This window comes from Enterobacter sp. Ag1 (assembly GCA_000277545.1).
GTDB lineage: Bacteria > Pseudomonadota > Gammaproteobacteria > Enterobacterales > Enterobacteriaceae > Cedecea.
Genome location: AKXM01000057.1, coordinates 78988 through 94080, shown reverse-complemented (window position 1 = coordinate 94080; position 15093 = coordinate 78988). Strand labels below are relative to the sequence as shown.

1 protein-coding gene and 2 pseudogenes are annotated in these 15093 nt (G+C 59.0%); all 3 read right to left on the bottom strand.

Going from position 1 to position 15093, the window contains the following annotated elements:
* Positions 1 to 2 precede the first annotated feature (2 nt).
* Positions 3 to 1529 (bottom strand): annotated as a pseudogene (locus A936_RS24140) (FG-GAP-like repeat-containing protein); the annotation flags it as partial.
* 153 nt (positions 1530 to 1682) lie between these two features.
* A pseudogene (locus A936_RS24135) lies at positions 1683 to 5504 on the bottom strand (Ig-like domain-containing protein); the annotation flags it as partial.
* A complete protein-coding gene (locus tag A936_RS23850) occupies positions 5501 to 15091 on the bottom strand; it encodes an Ig-like domain-containing protein (RefSeq protein ID WP_237717601.1) in 9591 nt (3196 codons plus the stop codon). The pseudogene A936_RS24135 and the gene A936_RS23850, both read right to left, overlap by 4 nt.
* Positions 15092 to 15093: the final 2 nt, after the last annotated feature.

Genomic DNA, 15093 nt, shown 5'->3' with positions numbered 1-15093 from the left:
TTAACCAGTCCTTTTGCCAGCTGGCTTTCGGTCCAGTTCTTGCCGGTGCCGTCGTTGCTAAACAGACGCGCTGTCTGACTGGTGCCGTAGGTGGAAAACTTAACAATATCCATGTCGCCATCACCGTCCCAGTCCACGGCCACGGACATATAGCCTGCGTTAGCCGCGGTCGACGTAGACTCCACGCTGGTGTAGTTGCTGTTCAACTGACCATTGCCATCGTTGTAGAAAATCTTCCCGCTGTAATTCACCGTCGCAGAGGTCACGCTCCGACCGGTGGCGATATAGAGATCCAGGTAGCCATCGCCGTTGAAGTCGGCCCACGTCATGGAGGCAGCGGTCGTCGTGTTCGCCGCGTTATCGACAAACACGTTGGCAATAGACTGCAGGGTCGTCAGCTTGCTGCCGTTGTTAGAAATCACACTCAGCGCACTGGTCCCGTTGCTGTTGGTATGCTGAACAATATCGATGTTACCGTCATTGTTGATGTCCACGCCGGACAGTTCGCGGTAGCTGACGCCGGTCAAGCCGCCGTTGCCATTGGTCCCGTCGGCCACCATGCTACCCTTGTTGTTAATCAGGTAGGTTCTGGAGTCGCCCCCGGCGTCACCGTAGGCCAGGTCGACATAACCATCGCCGTTTTTGTCATAGGCGATAACGCCGCCGTACCAGATCGTGGTGCCGTTGGCCTGGGTACTGGTGGTATAAGTGCCATTGGCGTTGGCGATCCACATGGTCTGTACCGCGTTGCCGTAAGTGGTTTCCGTGCCGTATATATCAACGGTGCCGTTACGGTCAAAGTCCAGCGCGGTGTAGCTGACGGTATTCGCACGCGTATTAGGCAGCGACGTCTGGGTGTAACTGTTCAGATCCGTGCCGTTGTATACCGAGGTATTGGTCACCAGCGTCCACAGGCCGTTATTGTTGAGCATTAACGTGCTGGCGCTGTTGTTCGCATTGCCCGCCGTGTTCGCCCAGCTGGTGTCATTGGCCGTTTCGGCATGCACGACCAGCGATCCTGTCTGGATCCCGGTGTTGTTGCCGTTACCCGCGCTGCTCTTCACTTGGGCGGTGACGTTGTAGCTGTTCAGCCCCAGCAGGTCGCTGTCAGGAATTTGCAGATACCAGCGGTTGGATGAAGGATCGACCACCACCGGACCTCCGCGCTCGGAGCTGTACGTTTTGCCATTCACGGTCACGACCACGAATTCACCATTCATCAGTTGGGCACTGACATCCCCGGTGAGAATCGGCGTGGTATCTGAAGTCGATACCGCATCTACGTGGGCAATTGTCGTCGGCACCGAGGTATCGACCGTCAGCGTGAAGTCGTTCGACTCGGTGTAGTTCCCCGCTTTGTCCGTCACGCGCAGAACATAGTGGTAATTTCCGTCCAGCAGGCCAGAATCCGCAAAGGTCCAGCTTGTACCGCCGGTAATGGTCACCTTGCCTACCAGCACGCCATCGCGGAAGATCTGGGCAATTTCACCGTCGGCCAGCGCATGGTTCAGCGTACCGTTCAGCACCGGCGAGGTATCGTCGGTGGAGTAGCTGCTGTCGAAATTACCGGTACGCTCGCCGTCATTATCCGTATAGCTGACGATAGTGCCGACGGTATCCGGCGCTACGGTATCAACGGTGACAACCTGGGCTGCGGTTGAACCCACGTTTCCGGCCTGATCGATAATCCGCACCTGATAAAGATGGTCGCCGTCCGGCAATGTACGTCCATCCACGTAATGCCACGCCGTGCCGTTCACCACGGCATCCACCCAGCTCTGACCGCCGTCCAGGCTGATTTGCACACGCTCGTCGCTGGCAAGGGCGTGGCCCAGGGTGCCGTTCAGCGTGAGCGTGGTATCCATAGTGATAAAGTCGCTGGCGCTCTGCCCGGTATCATCCGAAATACTGTCGATGGTGATGCCGTAGGTTGGCGCGACGGTATCTACCGTTACCGTCTGGCTGGTGGTTGCTCCCACGTTTCCAGCAAGGTCGACAACGCGAACCTGCCAGGTGTGGTTACCGTCCGCAAGCTGGCGGCCATCGGTATAGCTCCAGCTTGTCCCGTTGACGGACGTGGCGTTAACCCAGTTGGCTCCGCCGTCGAAGCTCACCTGAACATATTCATTTTTGCCAAGCACCGCGCCAAGTGAGCCGTTCAGCGTCAGCGTGTTATCGTTGGTGATAAAGTCGCTGTTGCTGAAGCCGCTGTCGGTGGTGATGCTGTCCACGGTAACGGTGATAGCCGCATCCGGCGGCGTGGTGTCTACCGTTACCGTCTGAGAAGCGCTCTGCCCGACATTACCCGCAGCGTCGACCACGCGAACATAGTATTGATACGTGCCGTCAGTTAACGTTCGCCCGTCGGTAAAGTACCAGGTTGTGCCTACCGTGGTGACCGTTTTCCAGGTGAGGCCTCCGTCCATGCTTATCTGCACATATTCGCCGTCCAGCAGTGAAGCGCCCAGAGAACCGTGGATAGTCAGCGAGGTGTCGCTGGTGACAAAGTCGCTATTACTCAGCCCTGTATCGTCGGCAATGCGGTCAATGGTGACGGATTTGCTCGCATCCGGTGCCACGGTATCAACGGTGACCAACTGGCTGGTGGTTGCCCCGATATTGCCCGCATCATCAATCACGCGCAGTTGATAGAGATAATCCCCGTCGGCCAGCGTGCGGCTATCGATGTAGCTCCATGTGGTGCCGCTGATACTCACGTCAACCCAGGTTTTTCCGCCATCAATACTGATCTGGGCATGTTCACCGGCCGCCAGCGTTCCCCCTAACTTGCCGCTAATGGTCAGCGTATTGTCACTGGTAATAAAGTCGTGCGCATCGAGACCCGTATCCTGGGTAATGGCCTCAACGGTAATGGTTTTACTGGCATCCGGCGCAACAGTATCAATAGTTACGTTTTGCGTTGCCGTCGAGCCCACGTTGCCGGCATTGTCGATGACGCGTACGTTATAGGTCACGATACCGTCCGGCAGCGTGCGCCCATCGGCATAGCTCCAGGATTTGCCGTTAACCACAAGGTCAATCCAGCTGGATCCCCCGTCGAGGCTTATCTGCGCCTTTTCGTTATTGCCGAGTGCCGCGCTCAGGGAACCTTTCACCACCACCTTGTTATCGGCGGTAATAAAGTCAGTCTTGCTCAGCCCGGTGTCGTTTTGCAGAGCGTCAATGGTAATGGTCATCTGCGGCGGTGTGGTGTCCACCGTGACGGTGCGATCTGCTCCCGCACTGTTACCGATGCTGTTGCTGACGCTGGCATGAATCACATACGAGCCGCCATCGACCAGCGCGGAAACCGCACCGCTGCCGAGGGTGTAGCTCCAGGTGCCGTCGCCGTTGACCGTGGTGGTATAGCTCTGATTATTCAGGGTGATAGTCACCGTCTGGCCCGCAGGCGCGTTGGTCACGCCGCTTATCACCAGCGGCGTGCCGTGTTCTGCGGCGCTGACAATGTTGTCCTGCGCGAAGTCATTGACGCTGATGGTCGGCACCTCGCCGTTCAGGGTCACCTGCTTATTCGCACTGCTGCTGTTCCCGGCTTTATCGCTAACGCTGGCGGAAATCTGGTAACTGCCGTCTGTCGCGCCCAGGAAGTCCTGTGCCGGGACGGTCACAGACCATGTTCCGGTGTCGCTCACCACCGCCTTATAAGAGTGATTATTGAAGGTAATGGTTACCGTCTGCCCAGGCTGAGCGTCAGTGGTGCCGCTAATGACCTGGCCTGCCTGCTGCTCGGCGCTGTTAATGATGTCGTCCCCCGCCACCTTGTTAAAGGTGATGGTTGGCGGGGTGGTGTCCACCGTCAAAGTACGATCCGCGCTGCCCGGGTTTCCTGCCTTATCCTGAACGGAGGCGCTAACGTTGAAGTCACCGTCGGTAAGCTTCGCCAGGTCGTCCGCGGCAACGGTCACGCTCCAGGAGCCGTCCGCCTGCACCGTAGCTTCGTAGCTCCCGCTTCCCAGCTTAACGGTCACTTTTTGCCCGGCTTCCGCGCTGCTGGTACCGCGAATGGTTAACGGCAGCTGCTGTTCCGCCGCGTTGATCACGTTGTCACCGGAGATATCGGCGAGGGTGATGACCGGCGCTGCGGTGTCTATGGTGATGTTATGGCTTGCCGAAGTGGCGTTATTTGCGCCGTCCGTCGCCGATGCCACGACCGTGTAGCCGTTACCGTGCACCAGGTTTTGTACCTGATTCGCCGGCACGGTAACGCTCCAGCCGCCGCCTTGTTGAACAGTGGTGTGGTACTGTACGCCGTTCAGCGTAACGGTCACCTGAGTGCCCACGGCAAGTTCAGCGCTACCTCCGCCGATAACCAAATCCTGCTGAGATTCTGCGGCGTTAATCACGTCGTCATCGCTAATAGTCCCGATGGTTAGCCCGACACGGACGGCGTTAACCTCAACCGTATGGGTGTTAGTGCCCTCGTTGCCGGCGCTGTCGGTGAGCGTGGCGGTAATCGTTGCCGTGCCGTTTTTCAGCGATGAAATCGCCGAAGCCGGGACGCCTATGCTCCAGTTGCCGTTGGCATCTATCTGGGTGACATACTGAGTGCCGTTGAGGGTAATAACAATTTTATTCCCTGCCGCTGCGCCGCTGCTGGAGCCAGAGATAATCTGCGCCTGAGCGTGCTCTTCAAAGTTGATGATGTCGTCACCCGCCACGACGTTAAAGCCGATCGTCGGCGCGGTGGTGTCTAGCGTTATCGTTTTGCTGCTGGTTGATCCGTTACCCGCCGCATCGCTGACGCTCGCACTAAGCTGATAGTTGTTATCTGCCAGGCTCCCCAGGGCTGTAGCATCAAGCGTTACGCTCCAGGTGCCGTCCGCTTTCACTACGCCAGTATAGGTTTTTCCGTCCAGGGTCAGCGTGACCGTCTGTCCGGCTTCCGCGTTTGACGTTCCGGTGACGACGACGCCCGCGCCTGCTTCTGCGGCATTGATAACGTTGTCCGTGGCAATGGGGTCAATGGCAAGCCCCGGCGGCGTGGCATCCACGCTGAACTCACGCTCTGTGCTGGCTCCGTTGCCGTTCACGTTAGTCACGGTAGCTTTTACTGACGCATCGCCATCCTTCAGCCCAGCCATATCGCCTGCTGGCACGGTGTAACTCCAGCTCCCGTCGGCCGCAACCTGCGCCGTATAGGTGTGCCCGCCGAAAAGAATGGTGACGTTTTGCCCGGCCTCAACGTTCTGGGTCTTACCTGAAAGAACCAGATCGGCCCCTTTCTCAGCCGCGTTAAGCACGTTATCTGCTGTGATAGCGTCAACGCTGACCGCAACCGGACTGAGGTCGACATTCACCATACGATCGATAGAGATCGGGTTCCCCGCGCTACTGCTGCCCGCGGCGGTAACAGTGACATTGCCTGCCGCCCACTGGCTGACATCTTCCGCAGGTACGGCGGCCGACCAGGTTCCGCTGGCGCTCACCGTTGCCAGGTAGCCTTTGCCGTTGATGGTGACGGTCACGGTACTGCCTGCGCTCATACCGCTAGCGCTTCCCTAACAATCAGGTTCTGATTGTGTTCAATGGCGTTGATCACATCGTCCCCCGCCACGGTGTGGATCCGAAGACCCGGCAGGCTGGCATCAATGGTAAATTCACGTTCTGCCGTGCCGCTGTTGCCGTGCCCGTTAGTGACCGAGGCCGTGGCGGTGAGTTTTCCGTTCCCCAGGGCGGTAAGCACGCTAGCAGGCAGGTCGAGGCTCCAGCTCAGATCGCTCTGCACCGTCGCGGTGTAGGTTTTCCCCCCCAGATTGATCGTGACTGTGTCGCCGGCTGCCGCATTGCTGACTTTTCCGCTCAGAGTCTGGCCTGCTGCGATTTCAGACGCGTTAAGGACGTTGTCTGCGGTCACTGGATTAATCGTGACGCCCGGCGCGGCGGTGTCGACCAACAAACTGGCGTGAGTGCTGGCACTGTTACCGATAGCGCTTGTTGCGGTAGCGGTCAGCGTATAGTTGGCTTCGCCCAGCCCGACCAGATCGCCCGGCTGAACGTCAACACTCCAGTTACCGCTGGCGTCGGTGGTGGCGGTATAATTTTTACCGTTCAGCGTGACAATAACCGCAGTGCCCGGGGCCAGATTAGCGCTGGTCCCGCTCAGGGTTAATGTTTCCCCTTTTTCACTAGCGTTAAGCACGTTGTCACCGCTTAACGGATTGAAGCTGAGCGACGGTAAACCGGTATTGACCACAACGTCACGGCTACCGATCCCCGTATTACCTGCTGCATCCGTCAGGCTGGCGTGAATAGTGACGGTGCCGTCCGCCAGCTGGCTGACGACGCTGGCCGGGACGCCAATGCTCCAGTTGCCCGCAGCGTCCACGGTGGTGGTCCAGCTGTTGGAGCCAATGGTCACGGTAATTTTGTCCCCTGCCGCAGCGCCGCTGCTGGAACCGGAGATAATTTGTGCCTGCCCGTGCTCGGCGAGGTTAATCACATCGTCGCCCGCAACCACACCAAAGGAGATGGTCGGCACGGTGACGTCCACGCTGAAGTTATGGTTTGCGGAGGTGTGGTTGCCTGCGGCATCGCTGACGCTGGCTGCAACGGAATAGACGCCGTCACCAAGCGCAGAAGCTTTCTCCGCCGGAACGGTTATGCTCCACGTTCCGTCAGCCTGCACGGTACCGGTATAAGTTTCATTATTCAGCTTCACGGTCACGGTCTGGCCCGGCTCCGCATTGCTGGTACCGTTGATGACCAGCGGCTGCCCGGCCTCGGCTGCATTGAGCACGTCATCCCCGGCGATAGTGTTGATTTGCAGGGTCGGGGCTGCGGTATCCACGCTGATTTCACGCCCGGCCGATGCTCCGTTACCGCTCACGTTAGCGACGCTAACTTCCACAGAAGTCTCGCCGTCTTTCAACCCTTTCATATCATTAGCCGGTACGGTGAATGTCCAGCTACCGTCGCTTGCTACCTGAGTAGTGTAGGTGTGCCCGGCAAAGGTAATGGTGATGGTCTGCCCGGCCTCCACATTCTGTGTTGCCCCGGACAGCAATAAATCAGCGCCCTTCTCGGCAGCGTTCAGCACGTCGTCCCCGGCAATCTGGCCGATGGTTATCGCCACCGCGCTGAGATCAACATTGACGGTGTGATCGATGGACACCGGGTTGCCTGAGCTGCTGGTTCCGCCTGCCGAAACGGTAATATCTCCGGCCTGCCACTGGCTGACTTCGTTTCCTGGCACCACAGTCTGCCAACTGCCGTCGGCGCGTACCGTCGCGGCATAGTCTTTACCGTTGATGGTCACGGTTACCGCACTGCCTTCGCTCAGGCCGCGGCTGGTGCCGTTGATGACCAGGTTCAGGCCATGTTCAATGGCGTTGATAACGTCATCGCCCGCAATGGTATTAATCCGGATGCCCGGCAGGGCCGCGTCGATAGTGACTTCGCGAGAGCCGGTACCGGTGTTACCCGCGCCGTCCGTCACGGAAGCATTAATTTTAAGCGAGCCGTCGCCCAGTGCGGTCAGCACATCCTGGCTAAGGGTCAGGCTCCAGGTGAGATCGCTTTGCACCTTCGCGGTATAGTTGACGCCGCCGATGTTAATGGTCACGTCTGCGCCGGCCTGCACGCCGGTCACGCGCCCGGTGATCGTCTGGCCAGCGGCCAGCTCGGAGGCATTGATAATGTCGTCGATCGCCACGGCATTGATAATAACGCCCGGCAGCGTAGAGGCGACTTCCAGCGTGCTGCTCTGGCTGCCAGCGTTGCCCACGCCGTTGCTGGCGCTGACGGAAACCTCATAGAAGGCCTCGCCAAGTTTGCCCACGTCGCCTGCTGGTACGGTGGTGGACCATTTGCCGTCGTCGCCCACGGTAGCGGCATAGTTTTTACCGTTCAGATGTACGGTGACGGCGCTCCCGCTCGCCAGCCCGGTAGAGGAACCGCTGATGATGACATCCCCGGTTTTCTCATCGGCATTGAGGATGTTGTCCCCCGCAATAATGTCGATGGTCAGGGTTGGTGCCGCGGTATCGACCTTGACGTTATGAATCGCATCGCCGGTATTGCCCGCTTTGTCGGTAATGGAGGCCGTCACGGTGTAGGTGTTATCGCCCAGCGCGCTGATATCCGCCCGCGGGATGCCGACGCTCCAGTTCCCGCTCGCGTCCACTACGCCGGTGTAGCTTTTACCGCCTAGCGTAACGGTAACAATATCGCCAGCCTGCGCGCCGGTGCTGGTACCGGAGATCACCTGCGCCTGGCCGTGTTCGGTCTGGTTAATCACGTCGTCAGTAGCGACGGTGCCGATGGTCACTTCAGGCACGGTTTTATCAACCAGCACGTCGCGGCTGGCGCTGCTCGGGTTACCCGCGCGGTCTTCCACGCTTGCGGTGACGGTGACGTTACCATCAACCAGTTTGCCGACGTCCGATGCAGGTATGGTCAGGCTCCAGTTTCCGTCTGCCTTTACCGTTGCCTGATAGCTTTCGCCGTTCAGCTGCACGGTCACGGTCTGGCCCGCCTCTGCGGTACTGGTTCCGCTGATAATCAGATCCTGCTTAGCCTCTGCGGCATTCAGCAGGTTATCCTGGCTGACAGGATCCACGGTCAGGGTCGGAGCAAGGCTGTCGACGCTGACGTTTTGCGCCGCTTCTGTGCTGTTGCCATTTTTGTTGGTCACGCTCACCTGAACGGTGGTGTCACCCTCTTTCAGGTTCACCATATCCGCCGCCGGGACGGTGTACTTCCAGCTGCCGTCCGCCTGAACCGTGGCGGTGTAGGTGTGCCCGGCAAAGGTAATGCTGACGGTTTGCCCCGGCTCTACGTTTTGCGTCGTGCCGGAGAGTTCGAGGTTGGCGCTCTTTTCGGCGGCGTTCAGTACATTATCGCCGGTTATGGCGTTAATGCCGATCACCACTTCGCTGAGATCGACGGTAACCTGATGCTGGATAGCCACATCATTTCCCGCGCCGCTGCTGCCCTTCACCTCAATGGTGACGGCACCTTCTGCCCAGCGAGCGACATCTTCTCTCGGTACGGCGGCCTGCCAGCTGCCGTCTGCGCGAACGGTTGCCGCGTAGTCTTTACCGTTAATCGTTACGGTTACCGCGCTGCCCGCGCTGAGGCCGGTGCTGGTGCCGTTGATAATCAGGTTCTGGTTATGCTCGATGGCGTTAATCACGTCATCGCCCGCGACGGTGCCCACGCGCAGCCCCGGCAGGTTCGCGTCGATAACAATATCGCGACTGCCGCTGCCGGTGTTGCCGTGTCCGTTGGTCACAGAAGCAGTAATGGTCAGCTCGCCGTTGCCCAGCGCGGTGAGGATCTCTTTGGAAACCAACAGGCTCCAGCTCAAATCGTCCTGGACGGTCGCCTGATACAGCTTGCCGCCGAGATTAATAGTGACAACGTCACCTTTTACCGCCCCGGTGACGAGGCCGCTGAGCGTCTGGCCGCTGGCGATTTCCGTGATATTGAGAATATTGTCGCTGGTGACGTTGTTGATAGTAACGGTTGGCAAGGCGCTATCGACCTGCACGCTGTGGCTGTCGCTATTGCTATTACCGTGGGCATCGGTTACCGCCGCGGTCACCGTGTAATTAGCCTCACCCAGCTTGCTGACGGCAGAAGCCGGAATCGTTGTGCTCCAGCTGCCGTCGGTTCCGGCCACGGCCTGGTAAGTAATCCCGTTCAGGGTGACGGTGATGAGGGTGCCAGCGGGCTGGTTGCTGGTCCCGGAAAGCACAAGGTCCTGCCCCTTTTCCGTCGCGTTAATGACGTCATCCACCGCAATGGCGGCAATCGAGATCGCCGGCAGCGCGGTATTCACGCTCAGGCCGCGATCGGCGCTGCCGCTGTTGCCAGCCGCATCGGTGACGCTGGCGGTGATGGTGTAGCTGCCGTCCGCCAGGCCATTAATGACCGACGCCGGGATGCCGACATTCCAGTTACCCCCGGCATCAAGCGTTGTGGTGAAGGTGAATGACGTTCCCTGCCCGTTGGTCACCACGACGGTAACCACATCCCCCGCAGCAGCTCCGGTGCTGGTGCCGCTCACGGTGTGGGCCTGGTTATGCTCGCTGGCATTAATGATGTCATCGCCTGCCACGGTATCGATAGTCAGCTTCGGCTCGGTAATATCAACCAGCATGCCGCGATCGGCGTTTGCAGGGTTACCTGCTTTGTCAGCCACGGAGGCGCTGACGGTGATGATGCCGTCCTTGAGCGCGGCTAAATCATTGGCCGGAACGCTGACGCTCCAGCGGCCATCGGCGCCAACGGTCGCGGTATAGTTGACGTTATTCAGCGTCACCGTAACGTCCTGCCCCGGCTCTGCGCTGCTGCTGCCGCTGACAATCAGCGGCTGCTTCGCTTCTGCGGCGTTAAGCAGGTTATCCCCGCTCAGCGGATCGATAAGTAGCGTTGGCGCGCTGGCGTCCACGCTGTATTCCTGGGCGGCGTTTGCCGGGTTACCGTTCACGTTGCTGACGCTGACGGTCACCTGGGCATCACCGTCTTTCAGTTTTGCCATGTCGGCGGCTGGTACGGTATAGCGCCAGCTCCCGTCGTCATTCACGACGGTGGTATAGCGATGCCCGGCGAAGGTAATGCTGACGGTCTGGCCCGGCTCAACGTTAGTGGTCAAGCCGGAGAGCACCAGATCGCTGCCTTTTTCTGCCGCGTTCAGCACGTTATCGGCCGTGACGCTATTCACGCTGATGGACACCGGCGCTAAATCGACATCCACGATACCGTCGATGCTGACCGGATTTTGGGCGCCATCCTCTGCTTTTGCGGTTACCGTCAGCACGCCGTCAGGCCAGCGGCTAACGTCGCTTCCCGGTACGGCGGCGCTCCAGGTGCCGTCTGCGTTTACCGTTGCCAGATAGTCTTTGCCGTTTAGCGTCACGGTTACCACGCTACCCGCGTTGAGGCCAATGCTGGTGCCGCTGACAATGAGATCCTGGCTATGCTCCGCGAGGTTGATCACGTCATCGCCCGCGATAGTATTAATACGCAGGCCCGGCAGCTGGGCTGCGATCGTGATGTCATGATCCGTGCTGCCGGTGTTACCGCGCCCGTTGGTGACGGAGGCGTGAACGGTAAGCTCACCATCGCCCAGCGCGGTGAGCATCTCTTTGCTCAGCGGCAAACTCCAGCTCAGGTCGCTCTGGACGGTAACCGTATAGCTTTTACCGCCAAGAATGACGGTAACTTCATCTCCTGCCGCCGCGTTGAACGCGCTGCCGCTGAGCACCTGTCCGGCGTTAACCTCCGCCAGGTTGATGATGTTGTCGCCCGCGACGGTATTAATAGTGATGACAGGCAGCGAGCTGTCGACCAGCACGCTGTGACTGGCAGAATTGCTGTTACCGCTGGCATCCGTGACCGATGCGTTAACGGTATAGTTAGCTTCACCCAATTTTGCGACGTCCGGCGCCGGGATCTTAACGCTCCAGGCACTGCCGTTGACGACGGCAGCATAGTCAACGCCGTTCAGATTCACGGTGATTTGTGTCCCGTCCGGCTGGTTGCTGGTCCCGCTAATGGTAACTTCTGCGCTCTTTTCTGCCGCGTTAATCACGTCATCCTGCGCGATGACATTGATGGTGATTTGCGGCAGTCCGGTAGCAACATCAAACGCCAGCGAGCTGCCGCCGACGTTGCCTGCTTTATCCGTCACCGCGACCGTTGCGGTATATTTGCCGTCTGCCAGACCGCCTATCACCTCTGCAGGCAGGCCAATGCTCCAGTTTCCACCGGCGTCCAGCACCGTAGAATACTCGACGCCGTTAACGGTGACTTTAACGCTGTCGCCCGCGGCCGCGCCGGTGGCTTTACCGGACAAGATCTGCGCCTGGGAATGTTCGGTGCGGTTAACGATGTTATCGCCAGCGAAAACATTGATGGTGACCACCGGCACGGTGGTATCGACCAGCATGCCGTGGTTGATACTGGCCGGGTTGCCTGCTATGTCGCTGACGCTGGCGCTGATAGACCAGTTACCGTCGGTTAGATTAGCCAGGTCTGCAACCGGCACGGTGATGCTCCAGGTGCCATCGGCCAGCACCTGCCCGGTGTAGCTTTGGTTATTGAGGTTCACGGTGACCGTTTGCCCCGGCTGTGCGGTGCTGGTACCGGTGATGACCAGGTCTTGTGCCGCTTCGGCATGATTAAGAATATTGTCAGCCGTGACGCTGTGGAGCGTGATTGACGGTGGCTGGGTATCGACAAGCACTTCCCTTGCGCCGCTGGCGCTATTACCGCTGGCATTGGTAACGCTCACGGACACTTCTGCGCGGCCATCAATCATGTCGCGCATATCCGCCGCTGGCACGGTATACGTCCAGTCACCGTTTTCGTTAACGGTTGTGGTGTAGGTGTGCCCGGCAAATTTAATGACTACAGTTTGCCCGGTTTCTACGCCCTGAGTTTTCCCGCCCAGGGTGAGATCTGCGGCCTTCTCAACCGCATTCAGCATGTCATCGCTGGTCACGCTGTTGATGGAGATAGCGACGGAGTTCAGGTCAACGTCCACCGGGCGGGAGGCCGCAACCGGGTTGCCCCATTCATCGGCAGAACTGGCGCTAATGTCCAGCTTACCGTTCGGCCAGCTGGCCAGATCGCTTGCCGGGATCCCTATTTGCCAGGTGCCGGTGGCGCTTACGGCCGCCGGGTAATCCACGCCATTCACGCGTACGGTAATAATTGTCCCGGCGTTGAGGTGTGAGCTGGTGCCGCTCACCGTCAAATCCTGATGCTGCTCGATGGCGTTAATCACGTCATCCCCGGACACGGTATTGATGCGCAGCCCCGGGAGCTGAGCGTTGATATTAAAGCTGCTGTCGCCCCGGCCTGTATTGCCGTGACCGTTGGTCACGGACGCAACCACGGAGACATCGCCATCGCCCAGCGCCTGCAGGTCGCCCGCAGAAACAGTGATGCTCCAGGTCAAATCGCTTTGTACTTTGGTGGTGTAGTTTTTTCCACCTACGTTAAGGGTAACCGTGTCGCCTTCACGCGCGCCGGTGACTCGTCCGCTCAGCGTCTGGTCGTTAGCGATTTCGCTGTTGTTGATGCGGTTGTCGCCCGCGAAGGTCGACACCACTACCGTAGGCAGTGCCGTATCAACCAGCAGCGTCGCATTCGCCGTCCCCGTATTTCCCGTACTGTCCGTGCCGCTGACGCTCAGCGTGTAAGTGGTATCGCCCAGCTTGACGACATCATCAACGGGTACCTGAACCTGCCAGACACCGCCCTGAACGTCCGCGGTATAATTGACGTTATTCAGCCTGACGGTGACGGTGCTGCCGTCCGGTAAATTGCTGGTGCCGCTCAGCGTTAACGGCTGAGTCGCCTCAATGGCGTTCAGCACGTTGTCCTGGCTTATCGGATGGAAGGCAACCGCTGGCGGCGTAGAGCTGACGGTGATGTCATGGTCTACTCGGCCACTGTTTCCCGCCGCATCGGTGATGGTTACGGTAACGGTATTTGTGCCTTCCGGCAGCGATGAAATAATTTCTTTGGGTACGCCCACGCTCCAGCTGCCGTCCTGCTGCACGCTGGTTTGGAAGGTTTCTCCTCCAATAGAAACGGTGACCTGGTCTCCAGGGGCTGCGCCACGGCTGGTGCCAGAAATGATCTGTGCCTGACCCTGTTCGCTGACGCTGAGAATATCATCCCCGGCCACGGTATTGACGCTGGCTTCCGGCGGCGTGGTGTCTACCAGCAGGGACGCGTTAGTGGTGGTGGTGTTGCCCGCTTTATCGCTGACGCTGAAGTTCAGCGTGTAGCTATTGTCCGCCATAGTCTGCACATCACCCGCCGGCACGGTCATGCTCCAGCTGCCGTCTGCGCTTACCGTTGCGGTATAGGTTTTGCCGTTAAGCTTAAGCGTGACCACCTGCCCGGCTTCGGCGTCAGTTTTACCGCCGATGATCACCGCCGCGCCGTGTTCAACCGCATTAATGATGTTGTCGTCGGCGATGGCATTTACCGTTAGCCCAGGCGCTTTCGTGTCCACCACCAGCGTTTCACTGGCAGTGACATTGTTGCCTGCGGCGTCTTTCCCGCTCACGGCTACCGTCCAGCTCCCGTCCGCCAGGTTTTTGGCGTCGGCTGCAGGCACGGTTACGCTCCAGCTGCCGTCGCTACCTACGGTTGTGCTGTAAGTTTTCCCGTTCAGGGTGAGGGTTAACGCCGTGCCGCTGGCCAGCGCCTGCGAACTGCCGCTGATGATAACGTCATTTGCCTGCTCCGCCGCGTTGATCATATTGTCGCCTGCCGTCGTCGCGACGGTCAGTGAAGCCTGAGCGGTAACAACATTGAGGGTAATATCCCCGGCTGAGGTGACTTTATTGCCGTCGATTTGCACCACGCTGTAGGTGTGCGTCCCGTCCGGCTGCTCGCTCAGCAGCACTTTCCAGTTGCCGTTGCTGTCGACCATGGTGCTGGCAATGGTGTTGCCGTTGCTGTCTTTGACCTGAATAGTGGCTCCCGGCTGTCCGGAGCCGCTGAAGGTTGGCGTTGCGTCATCGGTCACCGCGTTGCTGCTCAGCAGCCCTTTGCTGTCGCCTTTGTTGTCGGTAACCGTGAACGTTGGCCGGGCGCTTTCGACCTCTTTGGTATTGTCGATAACGGTGGTGTGTGACTTCCCGCCGCCGTGTGCCAGCAGCGCCCCGATACCCGCGCCCCCGGCCACGGCACCAGCAACCCAGCCCCACGGCACATCGCCGAGCGCAGAGCCGTCCATGAATGGTGCAATGGATTCAATGGGGACGGAGGTTGCCGTTAAAGCCGTGCCCTGGGTGCCAACCGCGGCGCCCGCTTCGTCGAAAGTGATATGCGTCAGTGCCTTGCCGTCATCAAACACCAGTTCTGAATGGTGCCCAGACCGCCCTTCTTCCTCCACAAAATAGCCATTGCAGCGAATAACGCTGCCGTCTTTCATGTATACCAGCAGATCGTTGCCCTGACGCAGATAGTGCGCCACATCTTTAGCGCTGCCGTGAATCTGAATGACAGAGGGGGATGAAAGCGACACAGAGAGATTCCCATCGCCTGTTACCAGGGTTTTCTCTGCGTCCTTGCGGGAAATAACTTCAAGAATCTTACTCATAG

Bases quoted from the DNA above. Each gene is read 5' to 3' on its own strand.
- A936_RS23850 (WP_237717601.1), bottom strand. From the start codon at position 15,091: ATGAGTAAGATTCTTGAAGTTATTTCCCGCAAGGACGCAGAGAAAACC.